Source organism: Halobacterium sp. MBLA0001 (assembly GCF_049705385.1).
GTDB lineage: Archaea > Halobacteriota > Halobacteria > Halobacteriales > Halobacteriaceae > Halobacterium > Halobacterium salinarum.
In genome coordinates this window covers 248,566-264,800 of the sequence record NZ_JBNAMQ010000007.1, presented here as the reverse complement: position 1 = coordinate 264,800, position 16,235 = coordinate 248,566, and the positions used below count along the sequence as shown (strand labels likewise).

General features: G+C 67.8%; 18 protein-coding genes. 17 read left to right on the top strand and 1 reads right to left on the bottom strand.

From position 1 onward, the window contains the following. Positions 1 to 62: 62 nt before the first annotated feature. The 12 genes from ACOZ32_RS02615 to fer all read left to right on the top strand — a co-directional run bounded on the left by ACOZ32_RS02615 (position 63) and on the right by fer (position 9,380). The gene (locus ACOZ32_RS02615; protein ID WP_010903583.1) at positions 63 to 278 is read left to right on the top strand and encodes an ATP synthase subunit K; all 216 of its coding nucleotides are present in this window, start codon (positions 63 to 65) and stop codon (positions 276 to 278) included. A gap of 22 nt (positions 279 to 300) precedes the next feature. Beyond that, entirely contained in the window at positions 301 to 888 is a 588-nt protein-coding gene (locus ACOZ32_RS02610; protein ID WP_010903582.1) for a V-type ATP synthase subunit E, read from the top strand. Further along, on the top strand, positions 885 to 1,943 hold the full coding sequence (locus ACOZ32_RS02605) for a V-type ATP synthase subunit C (RefSeq protein ID WP_205251113.1): 1,059 nt from the start codon (positions 885 to 887) through the stop codon (positions 1,941 to 1,943). The genes ACOZ32_RS02610 and ACOZ32_RS02605 overlap by 4 nt, the downstream gene beginning before the upstream one ends. Next, positions 1,940 to 2,302: a V-type ATP synthase subunit F gene (locus ACOZ32_RS02600; RefSeq protein WP_285271437.1), complete on the top strand. Its 363-nt coding sequence runs from the start codon at positions 1,940 to 1,942 to the stop codon at positions 2,300 to 2,302. Before ACOZ32_RS02605 ends, ACOZ32_RS02600 begins: the two co-directional genes overlap by 4 nt. Before the next feature lie 5 nt (positions 2,303 to 2,307). Beyond that, positions 2,308 to 4,065: an ATP synthase subunit A gene (locus ACOZ32_RS02595; protein WP_010903579.1), complete on the top strand. Its 1,758-nt coding sequence runs from the start codon at positions 2,308 to 2,310 to the stop codon at positions 4,063 to 4,065. A gap of 5 nt (positions 4,066 to 4,070) precedes the next feature. Continuing rightward, the gene (locus tag ACOZ32_RS02590) at positions 4,071 to 5,486 is read left to right on the top strand and encodes an ATP synthase subunit B (RefSeq protein ID WP_010903578.1); all 1,416 of its coding nucleotides are present in this window, start codon (positions 4,071 to 4,073) and stop codon (positions 5,484 to 5,486) included. Between the two features lie 150 nt (positions 5,487 to 5,636). After that, the gene (locus ACOZ32_RS02585) at positions 5,637 to 5,780 is read left to right on the top strand and encodes a hypothetical protein (protein WP_205251111.1); all 144 of its coding nucleotides are present in this window, start codon (positions 5,637 to 5,639) and stop codon (positions 5,778 to 5,780) included. After that, positions 5,777 to 6,490 (top strand): lycopene beta-cyclase, encoded by a 714-nt coding sequence (crtY, locus tag ACOZ32_RS02580; protein ID WP_285271436.1) that lies wholly within the window; start codon positions 5,777 to 5,779, stop codon positions 6,488 to 6,490. The genes ACOZ32_RS02585 and crtY overlap by 4 nt, the downstream gene beginning before the upstream one ends. Continuing rightward, positions 6,481 to 7,503: a Brp/Blh family beta-carotene 15,15'-dioxygenase gene (locus tag ACOZ32_RS02575; protein ID WP_012289439.1), complete on the top strand. Its 1,023-nt coding sequence runs from the start codon at positions 6,481 to 6,483 to the stop codon at positions 7,501 to 7,503. The genes crtY and ACOZ32_RS02575 overlap by 10 nt, the downstream gene beginning before the upstream one ends. Positions 7,504 to 7,559: 56 nt before the next feature. After that, entirely contained in the window at positions 7,560 to 8,234 is a 675-nt protein-coding gene (locus ACOZ32_RS02570; protein ID WP_010903575.1) for a V-type ATP synthase subunit D, read from the top strand. 14 nt (positions 8,235 to 8,248) lie between these two features. After that, positions 8,249 to 8,641 carry a DUF6276 family protein gene (locus ACOZ32_RS02565; RefSeq protein ID WP_010903574.1) on the top strand — a complete coding sequence of 131 codons (393 nt, stop codon included), beginning with the start codon at positions 8,249 to 8,251 and terminating at the stop codon, positions 8,639 to 8,641. A 76-nt stretch (positions 8,642 to 8,717) separates the two neighbouring features. After that, positions 8,718 to 9,380: a ferredoxin Fer gene (fer, locus tag ACOZ32_RS02560; RefSeq protein WP_424334902.1), complete on the top strand. Its 663-nt coding sequence runs from the start codon at positions 8,718 to 8,720 to the stop codon at positions 9,378 to 9,380. A 17-nt stretch (positions 9,381 to 9,397) separates the two neighbouring features. Here fer and prf1 read toward each other — a convergent pair whose 3' ends face one another. Then, entirely contained in the window at positions 9,398 to 10,648 is a 1,251-nt protein-coding gene (gene prf1 / locus ACOZ32_RS02555) for a peptide chain release factor aRF-1 (RefSeq protein WP_012289438.1), read from the bottom strand. Between the two features lie 114 nt (positions 10,649 to 10,762). Here prf1 and ACOZ32_RS02550 point away from each other — a divergent pair, with 114 nt between their 5' ends. From ACOZ32_RS02550 to ACOZ32_RS02530, 5 genes are all read left to right on the top strand, one after another. Next, positions 10,763 to 11,677, top strand: coding sequence for a MinD/ParA family ATP-binding protein (locus tag ACOZ32_RS02550; protein WP_285271214.1), 915 nt, complete (start codon positions 10,763 to 10,765; stop codon positions 11,675 to 11,677). A gap of 335 nt (positions 11,678 to 12,012) precedes the next feature. Beyond that, complete coding sequence (gene twy1, locus ACOZ32_RS02545) at positions 12,013 to 12,990, top strand: 4-demethylwyosine synthase TYW1 (RefSeq protein WP_136361531.1); 978 nt, start codon at positions 12,013 to 12,015, stop codon at positions 12,988 to 12,990. A 63-nt stretch (positions 12,991 to 13,053) separates the two neighbouring features. Beyond that, the gene (locus tag ACOZ32_RS02540; protein ID WP_205251108.1) at positions 13,054 to 13,755 is read left to right on the top strand and encodes a DUF120 domain-containing protein; all 702 of its coding nucleotides are present in this window, start codon (positions 13,054 to 13,056) and stop codon (positions 13,753 to 13,755) included. Then, on the top strand, positions 13,742 to 14,410 hold the full coding sequence (gene ribB / locus ACOZ32_RS02535; protein WP_205251107.1) for a 3,4-dihydroxy-2-butanone-4-phosphate synthase: 669 nt from the start codon (positions 13,742 to 13,744) through the stop codon (positions 14,408 to 14,410). Before ACOZ32_RS02540 ends, ribB begins: the two co-directional genes overlap by 14 nt. Positions 14,411 to 14,486: 76 nt before the next feature. Next, positions 14,487 to 16,235, top strand: coding sequence for a Na+/H+ antiporter NhaC family protein (locus ACOZ32_RS02530; protein WP_010903566.1), 1,749 nt, complete (start codon positions 14,487 to 14,489; stop codon positions 16,233 to 16,235).

Genomic DNA, 16,235 nt, shown 5'->3' with positions numbered 1-16,235 from the left:
AAATTAAAATGTTCGAAACTTTCACCCAGCTGTCCACGATCCTGGCAGAGACCGGTAGCAATATGCCCGCAATCACCCCGAAAGCCGCCGCGGCGCTCGCGGTCGGCCTCGCAGCCCTCGCCGCCGGGTACGCCGAGCGTGGGATCGGGTCCGCAGCGGTCGGTGCGATCGCCGAAGACCCCGACCTCTTCGGAACCGGGCTCATCCTGACCGTTCTCCCGGAGACACTGGTCATCCTCGCGCTGGTCGTTGTCTTCGTCGTCCCGACTCCGTTCTAATCACCCCCCGCAGCCTTCACTTATGAGTCTGGAAACAGTAGTTGAGGATATTCGAGACGAGGCCCGCGAGCGCGCGAAGGAGATTCGCGCCGACGCCGACGAGCGCGCCGATGAGATCGTCGCCGAGGCGGAAGCCGACGCCGACGACATCATCGCCGACGCCGAGGCCGAGGTCACCGCCGAAATCGACCAGGAGCGCGAGCAGCAACTCTCCAGCGCGGAACTCGAGGCCAAGCAGATGCGCCTCGAAGCACGCCGGGACGCGCTCCAATCCGTGCGATCGGCCGTCGAGGATCGCATCGTTGCCCTCGACGGCGACGAGCGCGAGGAGCTCACCCGTGAGCTGCTCGACGCCGCCAGCACGGAGTTCGACGGTGCCGACACGGTCCGCGTGTTCGGCCGCGCGGACGACGAGGCCCTCATCTCGGAGATCCTCGACGATTACGACGGCTACGAGTACGCCGGCGAGTACGACTGTCTCGGCGGCGTCGTGGTTGAAAGCGATGCGTCCCGGATCCGCGTGAACAACACGTTCGACTCGATCCTCGCGGACGCCTGGGAGAACAACTTGAAAGCAATCAGCGCCCGGCTGTTCGACGAGGAGCAATGAGCGCGTCCGGACCGGCCAACTACGAGTACGTGGTCGCCCGGATCCGCCACCGCCGCGCCGGCCTCTTCGGCGACGACGAGTACCGGAAGCTCCTCCGCATGGGCACCGGCGAGATCGCGCGCTTCATGGAGGACTCGACGTACAAGGACGCCGTGGACTCGCTCGCCTCACGGCACCGTGGGATGGACCTCGTGGAGTACGCGCTCAACGAGGGGCTGGCCGCGGAGTTCGACGCGCTGCTCTCCTGGAGCGAAGGGCGGCTGTACGATCAGCTCGCTAAATACCTCCGGAAGTTCGACGCGTGGAACGTCAAGACAGTGTTCCGCGGGCTGTACTCGCACGCCGACACCGACGCCATCCGCGCTGACCTCGTCGACGCCGGCGAGTTCGACGCGGCGTTCCTCGACGAGTTGCTCTCGGCGGACTCCGTCGAGACGGTCGTCGACGCGCTCTCCGGCACGATCTTCGATACGTACCTCGAACCCGCGTTCGCGGACTACGAGGCCGAAGACTCGCTCGTGCCACTGGAGAACGCCGTCGACCGCGCGTACTACGAGAACCTGAACCCGTCGCAGCCGGCGACGGCGGCACAGGACAGCCCCGAAGCGCTGTACGCGGAGTTCCTGACCGCCGAGATCGACTTCCGGAACGCCAGAAACGCGTTGCGGCTCGCGCGCTCGGGCGTCTCCGTTGATCCGGCGGCGTACTTCATCGAGGGTGGCACGCTGTTCGAGGCCTCGGAGATGACGACGCTGGTCGAACGCCAATCCGATCTCGTCTCCCGGATCCAGGACAGCACGTACGGCGACGAGCTGTCCACCGCGTTGACCGCCCTCGAGGAGTCCGACTCACTGATCGGATTCGAGCACGCCCTCGACCGTGCGTTGCTGTCGTACTCGGATCACCTCTCGTACGTCTACCCCACGTCTGTGTGTCCGGTGTTGGCGTACGTGCTCGCGAAGGAACGCGAAGTAGACAACATTCGCGCCATCGCTCGCGGCCGGGAAGCCGGCATGAGCGAGGACGAAATCCAGGCGGAGCTGGTCATGCTATGAGCCAGGAGATCGCTGTCATCGGCAGTCCCGCGTTCACGACGGGGTTCCAGCTTGCGGGCGTCCGGAAAGTCGAGAACGTCGCCGACGACGAGAAAGACGATGACCTGGACGCCGCCGTCGAAGCAGTGCTCGCCGACGAGGACGTCGGCATCGCTGTGATGCACGACGACGACCTCGCGCACCTCTCACGGGGCGTTCGGCAGTCCGTCGAGACCAGCGTGGAGCCGACGTTCGTGACCATCGGTGGCGGTGCAAGCGGTGCAAGCGGACTCCGAGACCAGATCAAGCGCGCCATCGGCATCGACCTGATGGACGACGACGACGATGCAAGTGCTGCCGACACGGAGGCAGGTGACTAATTCGAATGAGTCAAGCTGAAGCAATCACTGACACCGGCGAAATCGAGAGCGTGAGCGGTCCGGTCGTGACCGCCACGGGCCTCGACGCGCAGATGAACGACGTCGTCTACGTGGGCGACGAGGGTCTGATGGGCGAGGTCATCGAGATCGAAGGCGACGTAACCACCATCCAGGTCTACGAGGAGACGTCCGGCATCGGGCCGGGCCAGCCCGTCGACAACACGGGCGAACCGCTCACCGTGGACCTGGGCCCGGGGATGCTGGACTCCATCTACGATGGTGTGCAGCGTCCACTGGACGTCCTCGAAGACGAGATGGGGGCGTTCCTCGATCGCGGTGTTGACGCACCCGGCATCGACCTCGACACCGACTGGGAGTTCGAGCCCACCGTCGAGGCGGGCGACGAGGTCGCGGCCGGCGATGTCGTCGGCACCGTCGACGAAACGGTCAGCATCGAACACAAGGTCCTGGTGCCCCCCCGCAGTGACGGCGGCGAAGTCGTCGCCGTCGAATCCGGCACGTTCACCGTCGACGACACGGTCGTCGAGTTGGACACCGGCGAGGAGATCCAGATGCACCAGGAGTGGCCGGTCCGCCGCCAGCGCCCCACCGTCGACAAGCAGACGCCGACGGAGCCGCTGGTGTCCGGCCAGCGCATCCTCGACGGCCTGTTCCCGATCGCGAAAGGCGGGACGGCCGCGATCCCGGGGCCGTTCGGGTCCGGGAAGACGGTCACCCAGCAGTCCCTCGCGAAGTTCGCCGACGCGGACATCGTTGTCTACATCGGCTGTGGTGAGCGCGGCAACGAGATGACGGAGGTCATCGAGGACTTCCCGGAGCTGCCCGACCCCCAGACCGGGAACCCGCTGATGGCCCGCACCACGCTCATCGCGAACACGTCGAACATGCCGGTTGCGGCGCGTGAGTCCTGCATTTACACGGGGATCACCATCGCGGAGTACTACCGCGACATGGGCTACGACGTGGCGCTGATGGCCGACTCCACCTCGCGGTGGGCGGAGGCCATGCGGGAGATCTCCTCGCGACTCGAGGAGATGCCCGGCGAGGAGGGGTATCCCGCGTACCTGGCCGCGCGCCTCTCGGAGTTCTACGAGCGCGCCGGCTACTTCGAGAACTTCAACGGGACCGAGGGCTCCATCTCGGTCATCGGTGCGGTGTCGCCGCCCGGCGGGGACTTCTCCGAGCCGGTCACCCAGAACACGCTGCGCATCGTGAAGACGTTCTGGGCGCTTGACTCGGACCTCGCCGAGCGCCGGCACTTCCCGGCGATCAACTGGGACGAGTCCTACAGTCTCTACAAGGACCAACTCGACCCGTGGTTCACGGACAACGTCGTCGACGACTGGGCCGAGCAGCGCCAGTGGGCGGTCGACATCCTCGACGAGGAATCCGAACTTGAAGAGATCGTGCAGCTCGTCGGGAAGGACGCGCTGCCCGAGGACCAGCAGCTCACGCTGGAAGTCGCGCGGTACATCCGCGAGGCGTGGCTCCAGCAGAACGCGCTCCACGACGTGGATCGCTACTGCCCGCCCGAGAAGACGTACGCCATCCTCTCCGGCATCAAGACGCTTCACGAGGAGTCCTTTGAGGCGTTGGACGCCGGTGTGCCAGTCGAGGAGATCACGTCGATCGACGCCGCGCCGCGCCTGAATCGTCTCGGCACGACGCCCGACGACGAGCACGAGGCGGAGGTCGCGGAGATCAAACAGCAGATTACCGAGCAGCTTCGGGAGCTCTACTGACTACAATGAAAGAGTACCAGACGATCACTGAAGTCAGCGGCCCGCTGGTGTACGTCGAAACCGACGAGCCGATCGGGTACGACGAGATCGTCGAGATCGAGACGCCGAACGGCGACGTGAAGCGCGGACAGGTGCTGGAGTCAAGCGACGGGTTCGTCGCCATCCAGGTGTTCGAGGGGACCGAGGGCGTCGGGAAGGACGCCTCGGTGCGGTTCCTCGGTGAGACCCTGAAGATGCCCGTGACCGAGGACCTGCTCGGTCGCGTGCTGGACGGCTCCGGCAACCCGATCGACGGCGGGCCGGACATCGTGCCCGACGACCGCGTCGACATCGTCGGGGAGGCGATCAACCCCCACGCCCGCGAGTACCCCGAGGAGTTCATCCAGACCGGCGTGTCCGGCATCGACGGCATGAACACGCTGGTGCGGGGCCAGAAACTCCCGATCTTCTCCGGCTCCGGCCTGCCACACAGCGATCTGGCGCTCCAGATCGCCCGCCAGGCGTCGGTGCCCGAGGAAGAAGCGGAGACCGACGACGACGAGGGCAGCGAGTTCGCCGTCGTCTTCGGCGCGATGGGGATCACGGCCGAGGAAGCCAACGAGTTCATGGACGACTTCGAGCGCACCGGCGCGCTGGAGCGCTCGGTGGTGTTCATGAACCTCGCCGACGACCCCGCCGTCGAGCGAACGGTGACGCCGCGGATGGCGCTGACCACGGCGGAGTACCTCGCCTTCGAGAAGGACTACCACGTGCTCGTCATCCTGACGGACATGACGAACTACTGTGAGGCGCTCCGCCAGATCGGCGCGGCCCGCGAGGAGGTGCCCGGTCGGCGTGGCTACCCCGGGTACATGTACACGGACCTGGCGCAGCTCTACGAGCGCGCCGGCCGCATCGAGGGCAAGGAGGGCTCTGTCACCCAGATCCCCATTCTCACGATGCCGGGCGACGACGACACACACCCGATCCCGGACCTCACCGGGTACATCACTGAGGGCCAGATCATGATGAACCGTGATCTGAACAGCCAGGGCGTCACACCGCCGGTGAACGTGTTGCCGAGCCTCTCCCGGCTGATGGACGACGGCATCGGCGAAGGCCTCACGCGCGCGGACCACGGTGACGTGTCCGACCAGCTGTACGCCGCCTACGCGGAGGGCGAGGAGCTGCGTGACCTGGTGAACATCGTCGGCCGCGAGGCCCTGAGCGAGCGGGACAACCGCTACCTGGACTTCGCGGATCGCTTCGAGGCGGAGTTCATCGACCAGGGGTTCAAGACCAACCGCGACATCGAGGAGACGCTGGATCTCGGCTGGGAACTGCTGTCGATGTTCCCGAAGACCGAGCTGAACCGCGTCGACGAGGACCTCATCGAGGACCACTACGTCGAGGACGTCGCCGACGAAGCCACGGCCGACTAGCGCCGTCCGGCTGCGACGGTCTTTTTCGCTGCACTCCGCGGCGCTCGCACCACCAGCCAGTGGGCTGTGTGCCCGTCACATGCCGCCGCCCGGACACCGCGTGTGTTGCCCCCCACAGTTACGTACGGGCAGCAAAATGGCATACACAACGTGGCTGCTGGGCACCCGTTGGGCTCGCCGTCGGTGCTGCTGTGGCGTGTCCGACTCGACACCGCGGGCTGTGGGGCGCGCTCGGTCGGACAGCCCGCGGCTCGCGCCGCCCACACGGCGCACTCTCGGGGGGAGACGGCGTGACGACGAGCTACCTCACGTTCCTGGCTGTCGCCGTCGGCCCGCCGCTGGTTGCGCTGGGCGTGGTGCGCGCGGCTCGCTGGGACGGTGACCGCGCCCGGGCGGCCGGCGTCGGCATCCTGCTGGTGTTGGCGCTGTTATACACGACCCCCTGGGACAACTACCTGATCGCAACGGGCGTCTGGTGGTACGGCGAGGGCACCGTCGTGGGGCGGCTCTGGCAGATGCCCATCGAGGAGTATCTGTTCGTTATCACGCAGACGCTGCTCACCGGGCTCTGGGTGCAAGCCCTCCCGCTGCGCCCGACCGCCGGCTTCTCGCCGACCCGGCGTGACGCCGTGCTGGGCGCGCTCGCGGGCGTGCTCGTCGGGTGTGGGGGCGCTGTGCTGCTCACCGTCGACGCGACGTTCTACATCGGCGCGATCATCGCGTGGGCGGCACCCGTGCTCGCGCTCCAGTGGGCGGTCGGCTGGCGGTATCTGTGGCGCCGCCGCCGGGTGTTCGCCGCGGCCGTGCTGGTGCCGACGCTGTTCCTGTCGGCGGCCGACCGGTACGCCATCGCGGACGGCATCTGGATCCTGGCCGGCCAGTACACCACCGGAATCACGGTGCTCGGGCTGCCCATCGAGGAGGGCGCGTTTTTCTTCGTGACGAACGTGTTCGTGAGCCAGGGCCTCATCCTGTACGCGTGGGTGCTAGCCCGGTGGCGTTGACCCCACTCACGGCGCGGGCGCGTCGCACGCTGGCCCGTCCGGCGCTGGCTTTGGGCTGGGTGGCGATCAGCATCGCTGCCCTGCCCGCGATCACCGGCGTGTCGCTTTCGCCGACCGCACGGTACGCCCCGCTGGTCGCCAGCGCGGTGGTGTTCGGCATGCCACACGGCGCGATCGACTACCTCGCGTTGCCCCGCGCGGTCACGGGCACCGTCACCGTGCGGTGGCTGGCGGTCGTCGGCGTCCTCTACCTCGTGCTCGGTGGTGGCTACGCCGCCGCGTGGTTTTTCGCGCCCGTTCCCGCTGCGTTCGCGTTCGTCGCGATCACGTGGCTGCACTGGGGGCAGGGCGACCTCTACCCGCTGCTCGACTTCCTCGACGTCGACTACCTCGATACGCGCCCGCGGCGCGCGGCGACGGTCCTGATCCGGGGTGGCCTCCCGATGCTCGTGCCGCTGCTCGGGTTCCCGGAGCGGTACCGCAGCGTCGTCGACGCGTTCGCCGCGCCGTTCGGCGGCTCCGTCGGCGACCTCGCGGTGTTCGACCCGCGCGTCCGCCTGTGGCTGGGCGTCGCGTTCGCAGCCGCGACCGTCGCGGTGCTCGCGGCGGGCAGACGCCGCACCCACTCCCCCGGCGCGTGGCGCGTCGACGCCGCCGAAACCCTCCTGTTGTGGGTGTTCTTCTTCGTCGTGCCGCCGGTGTTCGCCGTCGGCGTCTACTTCTGCGTCTGGCACTCGGTCCGGCACGTCGCGCGCGCCATCGCCGTCGACGGCTCGGTCCACCCGTCGCTGCGCGCGGGCGACATCCTCGGACCGCTGGCCCGGTTCGGCGTGGAGGCCGCGCCGATGACGGCGGCCGCGCTCGCGTTGGGCGGCGTGCTGTGGTGGGCGGTACCCAACCCGCCGACCACGCTCGAATCCGGGGCCGCACTCTACCTCGTGTTGATCGCCGTGCTCACCCTGCCACACGTCGCCGTGGTCACGTGGATGGACCGCGTGCAGGGCGTCCTCTGAGCCCGACTGGAAACGTTTACTTCCCCGGAGACCGAACACCGGGCTAAGAACCCCGCATGGCTCAGGACATCAAGCCCACCCGAAAGAACCTCATGGAGATCGAGGACCGCATCGACCTCTCGGAGCGCGGCCACGACACGCTCGAACAGAAGCGTGACGGACTCATCATGGAGTTCATGGACATCCTGGATCAGTCACAGGACGTCCGGTCGGGTCTGGAAGGCGACTACGAGACCGCACAGCAGAAGATCAACATGGCGCGCGCCATGGAGGGCGATGTCGCGGTCAGCGGGGCCGCCGCGGCGCTCGAAGAGTACCCCGAGATCACCGTCGAGTCGATGAACATCATGGGCGTCGTCGTCCCCCAGATCGAATCGACGAAAGTCAAGAAATCCTTCGACAAGCGGGGCTACGGCATCCTCGGCACGAGCGCGCGCATCGACGAGGCCGCAGACGCCTACGAGGAGCTGTTGGAGTCGATCGTGCTCGCCGCGGAGGTCGAGACGGCGATGAAGAAGATGCTCACCGAGATCGAGACGACCAAGCGCCGCGTGAACGCACTGGAGTTCAAGCTGCTGCCCGAACTCCACGAGGGCAAAGAGTACATCGACCAGAAACTCGAAGAGAAGGAACGCGAGGAGATGTTCCGGATGAAGAAGGTCAAAGACAAGAAAGAAGCCCAAGAGGAGGCGGCCGACGAGGCCGCGGCCGCGGAGTCGACGGGCGCGTAGCCGTCGACTGAGCCATGACGTGTCCGAACTGCGGGTGTCCGGTGGTGTCGTTTCCGATCCCAGCGTCGGTCAGCGACTGCCTCCCCGACGACCGGCCCGGAGCCGTGCTCTGCACGCAGTGTCTGCGCGTTGCGCCCACCGATGACCCGCCCGACGACTACCCCGACTTCGCCCGTGCGAGCGACGCCTTCCCCGCCGACGGCGAGACCGCCGCGGTGCTTGCGTGCTTGCTCGCGCTCGTGGATCGGCTCGCGCTCCACCGCGCGGACGCCGACGCCGTTGCCGGGGTCGCCGAACGCCACGGCGTCGACGTGCTGTTGTTCTTGGACCGCCTCGCAGCCGACACAGCCGTCACCCCGGCGGTGGACGTGAGCCGGCGGCGCACACAGTTGGCACAGCTCATCTGAGCGCCGCCGGCAGCGAGTCCCCGGCGACATCCACGCCGGCGGGGAGACTTTTGATGCTCTACGCCCAACACGGGATGTGGACTCCCGGTTCGAAGTTCTCGGCGTGTCCCCTGACGCGGACGAGGCGGCCATCGAACGCGCGTACCGCCGCCGCGTCGTCGAAACGCATCCCGACCAGGGCGGCTCCCGGGAACGCTTCCAGCTGGTGCGGGCCGCCTACGACGCCATCGAAGCCGGCGACGCCGATGGGTTCGATGAGGCCGACGTCGACACCGATCCCGGCGACGGGGGTTTCGAGCGCGCGCCGGAATCCGCGGAAACGACCGTCGAATACCTGAACTACGCGGTCGCGGCGGACGCGGGCTGGGCGCTCGACGACGACGACCTGTTCGCGAACGCCGCGGCCGCCGACCTCGACCCCGTCGACCACGGCGAGTTCACCGTCGAGCCAGGCGAATCACTGCTTGAGGCCGCCGAACGCCGTGGGTGGCGGTGGCCGTACGCCTGCCGGGGTGGTGCGTGTGCGAACTGCGCGGTCGCCGTCACCGACGGGGCGCTGTCGATGCCCACCGACCACATCCTCACTGCCGATCTCATCGACCAGGGGTTCCGGCTGTCCTGCAACGGGGTCCCGCTGTCGCCGGAGCTGCGCGTCGTCTACAACGTCAAACACCTGCCGGGGTTGGCGGAACTCCGGCTGCCGCCGTATCCCTTCGAGCAGGCACACGTCGACGACTAACCGACCGGTGTGGCGGCCTACACGCCGGTCGAGTACCGCAAAATCCCGGCGTACCCGCCGAACGCGGTCAGCAATTGCTCGCCCTTCTCGAAGTCCGTGGAGATGAAATGCGTCTCCGTGCCGCGCTGGTCGGCGATCGACATGAGGTGGTCGATGGCGTCCTCGCGGTCGACCTCGGTGGCCTCCTCGCCGCAGTCCGAACACGTGTGCTCGGGGCTGGTGTTCCGGCGGTCGATGGTTTCGTACTCCTCGTGGTCGTTGGGGCACTCGTAGATGACGACGTCCTCGCGGAGGTCCTCGGAGACCAGCAGGCGGTCGACCGAGCCCATGATGAGGTTTCGGCGCGTCTGCTCGAACCCGTAGGTGGCGAGCTTGCCGCCGTTGAGCTCCTCGAAGAACTCCTCCATGTCGGATTTGTCGTCCATCAGGTCGGCTTCCGCCAGCGCCGCCTGCCCCGCGTCGACCAGATCCGACAGCCCGGACTCGTCGGTGTACGACACGTCGAATTTCCCCAGGACCTTGTCCTGGAGCTCGTGGTGGAGGTAATCCCCGTCGAGGAACTCGTCTTTCGTTGGTGACGGGCCGCCCACGAGGATGCCGTCGATCTCGTGGCGCTTCGGCACGAAGAGATCGTCGGCCATGCCCGCGACCTCCTGGTAGAAGTTGTCGATGGCTTCCAGGCGCAGCCGGGCGAACCGCTGGGCGGACTGGCCGCCCTTGCGCTGTTTCCCGGGCACCAGGGACTCCGCGGATTTCACCGGTTGGACCCGCTTGCCCTTCAGCCAGCCGACGTTCGACTCGCGGCGATCGAGGACGATCAGCCCGTAGAGGCCCTTATCGCCGAGCATCTCCGCGAGGGGTTCGGTGAGGAACGCCGAGTCGCAGTGGTAGCGGAACGACTCGATGGGCTGGGGTGGGGACTCCAGGACTTCCGTGACCATGTCCGTGCGGCCGCCGCCGGAGTCGACCGCGCCCGAGAACACGACCATCCCGTTGTCCGGGGGGAACGTGTCGTAGTAGCGCAGTCGGTCTTTGATCGACGTGAGGGCGTCCTGGACGTTGGTGCGTGTCTGCTTGGATTTGATGTTGGAGGCCTCGGAGTGCTCCTGGGTGACGTGGGCCACGACGTCCGAGATCTGCTTGTCCGGGGGGATGTAGATGGTGACCAGTTGGGTGCCGCTGCCCTCGTAGTCTTTGAGCTCCTCGATGACCTTGCGGAACTCGTACTTGCGTCGGTCCTCGGACGGTACCTCGTCCTGCTCGCTCATTGCATTGACGTAGCCGACCGGCCGGTAAGTAAGCTTTGACCCTGTAGAGCGCCGTGGCTGGGGCATCCGGCACCGCCAAACGCTTTATGTGACGGTGTGCGAAGATGGAACCATATGAGTGGCCGTGTGTTCGCCGTCGCCTCCGGGAAGGGTGGCGTCGGAAAGACGACGACTGCGGTAAACGTCGCCGCGGTGATGGCGGAAGCCGATCGGTCGGTGGTGCTCGTGGACGCCGACCTGGGGATGGCGAACGTCGATCACGTGGTGGCGTGCGACGAGTCAGCGACTGCAACCCTCCACGACGTGCTCGCGGACGACGCCGCGCTCACGGACGCGACCGCGGCCGCCCCCGCCGGCTTCGACGTGATCGTCGGCGGCACCACGATCACGGATTTCGGGCGCGCGGATCCGTCCGCACTCCCGGACGTCGCGGCGACGCTTCGTGACCGCTACGACTGCGTGATCGTCGACACCGGCGGCGGACTCAGCCACGACACGACCGTGCCGCTGGGCCTGGCCGACGAGACAGTGCTCGTGTCCACGCGCCAGACGGCCGCCCTGGCCAACACCGCGAAAACCCGCGCCCTCGTCGAGCGGGTCGGCGGCCACGTCGCCGGCGCTGTCGTGACGCGGGTCACCGACGACGCCGGTGGCGCCGACGCCGGTCACGGGGACGCCGCCGCCACGCTCCAGACGGACATCCTGGGGTTGATTCCCGAGGACAGCCGCGTCGCCGACAGCGAGCGCGCCGGCACCCCCCTTGTCTCGCTCGCCCCGGAGAGCCCCGCCGCCCAGGCGTACCGCGAGCTCGCGTACACGCTGCTCGACGAGCCGTTGCCGGTGTCGTTCCGTGACGGGGACGCCAGCGGTGACGCCGCCTCGGGGCTGATGGCTGCATCCGCGCCGTCCGGAGCGCCCACTGACGACGGCAGCGGTGCCGGCGCGGCGACCGGCGACGACCAGACACGGGACGCCTCGATCCTGTGGCGGCTCACCGGTGGGTTGCTCGGGTCGAACGGGAAGCGTTAAGCGACAGCGTCCTCCGACACTCAGGTATGCCAACGGAACGCGATTCAATGTCAACTGGATGGCTGCTGCTCTACGTGCTGGTCGTGCTCGGGGTCACGTACGGCGTGCTCGCGTACGTCGGCGCGCCGCTGTAGCCGGCGACTCCACACTGTTTGTCCGTCACCCGCCCTCCAGAAGGACTCGACAGAGGCACGCCCCCATCGCACCCACGAGACCGCCGATAGTTGAGCCCACGCCGCCACCGCCGGACTCGCTTCCGGTCGGTGGGTTGGACTGCCCTCCGGTGGCGGTCCAGTTCCGTGGTGTTATGCGTGTCACGTCCGACCCCATCGGTAATGAGCGAGTCGGACGGTCCGAAACAGGTGGACGACCCGGACTACCACCACGAGAACCACACGGCCGCCCAGACGTGTGGCTGGACTGCGAACGCGATGCGCGGCGAGGGCACGTGTTACAAGCACGCGTTCTACGGGATCCGGTCCCACCGGTGCATCCAGATGACACCGGTGGTGCGGTGCAACGAGCGGTGCGTGTTCTGCTGGCGGGACCACTCCGGGCACACCTACGAGCTCGACGGCGTGGCGTGGGACGACCCGGAGGCCGTGGTGGACGCCTCGATCCGCCTCCAGCGGAAGCTGCTGTCGGGGTTCGGCGGCAACGACGAGGTGCCCCGAGAGCGCTTCGAGGAGGCGATGGAGCCCCGCCACGTCGCCATCTCCCTGGACGGCGAGCCGACGCTGTACCCCCACCTGCCCGAACTCATCGAGGCGTTCCACGACCGGGGGTTGACGACGTTCCTGGTGTCCAACGGCACCCGCCCGGCGGTGCTCCGGGAGTGCGATCCGACGCAGCTGTACGTCTCCGTCGATGCGCCCGAGCGCGCGACGTTCGACGACGTGGTGGGGGCGACCGAGGACGACGCCTGGGAGCGCCTCGTGGACACGATGGACGTGCTGCACGCGAAAGACGACACCAGGACCGTGTTGCGGACGACGCTGGTCGGCGGCCAGAACATGGCGAACCCGGACTGGTACGCCGGGTTCTTCGAGCGCGCGGCCCCCGACTTCGTGGAGCTCAAGGCGTACATGCACGTCGGGGATAGCCGGGACCGCCTGGGGCGGGCGGCGATGCCCGACCACGAGGACGTCCTCGCGTTCGCTCGCGCGGTCAAAACACACCTGCCGCATTCGGTGCTCCGGGAGCAGCCCGCCTCGCGGGTGGCGCTGCTCGCCCGCGATGAGGACACGTGGGTGGAGGACCTGCGGCCGGAGTCGGCGTTCTGGACCGAGGGCGCTCGCCCCACCGCGGACTAGCTCAATTCCGAGACGCGTTCCACTTTCGGTATCCTTATGCGGGGCGCGGGCCAACCCCCAGCCATGTCAGGAGCCACGAGCACCGGCGACGTCGGGTACGACGAACTCGCCGTGCTCAAACTGCTCGCGCTCGACGGCGCACACCGCGGCGAGGTGAAAGTGTCGTGTGGCGACCTCGCAAGCCGCCTCGACGCCTCCAGCCAGACCGCCTCCCGGCGGCTGCAAGCACTCGACGACGCCGACTACGTCACCCGTGACCTCGTCAGCGACGGCCAGTGGATCACCGTCACCGACGCGGGCCGACACGCCCTCAAACACGAATACGAGGACTACCGCCGCATCTTCGAGGACCCCGGCGAGCTCGCGCTGGCGGGGACAGTCACCAGCGGCATGGGCGAAGGCCGCCACTACATCAGCCTCCCCGGGTACAACCGCCAGTTCGCCGAGAAGCTCGGCTACGAGCCGTACCCGGGCACGCTCAACGTCGATCTCCCCCCGGACGGTCAGCGCGCACGCGCCGGCATACAAGCCCTAGACGGCGTCGACATCGACGCCTGGGAGGACGAAGACCGCACCTACGGGTCGGCCACCTGCTACGCCTGCACCGTCGTGGGTGACGGCACCGACTTCGACGGCGCACACGTCATCATCCCCGACCGCACCCACCACGACGACGACCAACTCGAAATCATCGCCCCGGTCAAGCTCCGGGAGCGACTCGGCCTGCTCGACGACGACGAGGTGACCATCCGTGTCGAGGCATAGCAACGCGGCCCACGCTCCAGGCGTCGGTCGGGCTGTCGACGCGTTCCGGGACGGCCAGCCCGTGCTGGTCCACGACGCCGCCGACCGCGAGGGCGAAGTCGACCTGATCTATCCGGCCCCCGCGGTCACCGCCGACGCCGTCGCACGCATGCGCACCGACGCCGGCGGCCTCATCTGCGTGGCGCTCGGCGACGCCGTCGCCGACGCGTTCGCGCTCCCGTTCATCGCCGACGAACTCGATCACCCCGCCGCCGACCACGGCCACCTCGGCTACGACGACCGGTCGTCGTTCTCCCTGACAGTCAACCACCGCGACACCTACACCGGGATCACCGACGACGACCGCGCGCTCACCATCGCGGAACTCGGCCAGGCTGCCGCCGACCCCGCGGCCGTCGACTTCCCGGCGACGTTTCGCGCGCCCGGGCACGTACACGTGCTCCGCGCCGCGCCGTCGCTGTCCGCTCGCCAGGGCCACACCGAGCTCGGCATCGCGCTCGCCGGTGCGGCCGGCGTCCCGCCGGCCGTCGTCGTCTGCGAGATGCTCGACGCCGACACCGGCGGCGCGCGCTCGGTCGCCGACGCCAAACGGTACGCCAGCCGCCACGACATCCCGTACGTCGAGGGCAGCGATCTGGTAGCCGCGTTTCAGTAGCACCGCCACGATCCGGTGTGGCACTCGCAGTTGATCCCAGCACGCTTATCACCCCATCATCGGGCTACGTACACCCATGGCATCGTACGGCGTGTTGGCGCTTGTTCCGCCGCTGCTCGCGATCGTGCTCGCGATGACCACCCGACAGGTGTTGGTGTCGCTGTTCGCTGGCGTCTGGGCCGGCGCGTTGGTCGTCGCACAGTGGAACCCGATTGCTGCGACCGCACTGACGATGGACTGGCTGGTCGCGGTCGTTCGAACGCCGTTCAACACGAAATTCATCGTGCTCATCCTGTTCATGGGTGCGGGAGCGGCGTTCATCTACCGCTCCGGGGGGATCCTCGCGCTCGAACGCTGGATCGGCAGCCGCATCTCGACCGCACGCGAGTCACAGATCCTGACCTGGCTGATCGGCGTGTTCATCTTCTTCGACTCGTACACGAGCACGGTCGTCACCGGCAACGCCACCCGGGAGCTCGCCCAGGACGCCGACTCCTCCCGCGAGATGCACGCCTACGTGCTCGACTCCACGACAGCGCCCGTGACGACGTTCGGGCCGGTGTCGAACTGGATCGGCTACCAGGTGTCGATGATCATCGCGGGCCTGGAGGCGGCTCGGGTCTCCGCGGCCGAGCTTGGGACCACTCCGTTCGGGCTGTTCTTGCAGTCGATCCCGTGGAACATCTACTGCTTCATGGCGTTTTTCATGGTGGGGTTCATCACCATCACCCAGCGGTTCTTCGGGCCGATGCTGGACGCCGAGTGGCGCGCCCGCACCACCGGTGACACCATCGCCGACGGCGCAACGCCGCTGTCTGACGTCTCCAACGACGTCGGCGACCCCAGCACGGCGAACCCCTCGTTGTTGAACTTCTTCGGGCCGATCGCCGTGTTGTTGGCCGTCGGTCTGGGGTCGATGTGGTATCTCGGCGGTGGCTACAAGCCGGGCGTCGACATCGCCACCGCCCTCCAGGAGACCGACGTCGCGATGGGGCTGCTCCATGGCGCGTTCGCGTTCATGGTCTCGGGCTTCGTCGGTGCGCTGGCGTACGGCACGATGGACCTCGAAGGCGCGACGGACACCATCGTCGATGGGTTCAAGACGATGAACATCGCGCTCGCGATCATCGTGCTGGCGTGGGGGATCGGGATGGCAGCCGAGAAGGTGGGGACCGCTGACTTCATCGTCACCACGCTGGTCGGCAGCGGCGTGCCGGCGGGCTTCCTCCCGTTGCTCGTGTTCCTCGCCGCGATGTTCGTCGCGTTCACCACCGGCACCTCGTGGGGGACGATGGCCATCCTGACGCCGGTCGCGATCCCGCTGGGATACAACCTCGCGGGCGCGGCGGTGTTGCCGGTCCTCGTCGGCGTGCTGTTCGGCGGCGCGATCTGGGGCGATCACTCCTCCCCGATCAGCGACACCACGGTGATGTCGTCGATCTTCGCGGGGTCGGACCACATCGACCACGTCACCACCCAGATCCCGTTCGCGGCGACGGCCGCGGGCGTGACCATCGTGATGTTGGTGTTGTACGCGGTCGGCCTGCGGTCACCCGTGGTCGCGCTCCCGCTTGCGACCGTGCTCACGCTCGGCGCTGTCGTGGTGTTGAACAAACTCGACACCCGCCGGAAGGGACTGCCCGAGGTGATGCCGCGGGCCGACGCCGTCGACGAGGCGGACCGCGAGGCGGCCGCCAACGGCACTCTCTCGCTGCCCGCCGCCGCCACGAGCTACGACTACCTCTCCCTGGTGCCGGTGGCCGCCGTCGGCATCGTCCTCTTGTATCTGTCCCTGGTGTTCGTGTTCGCGGCGCTGGGCGGGTAG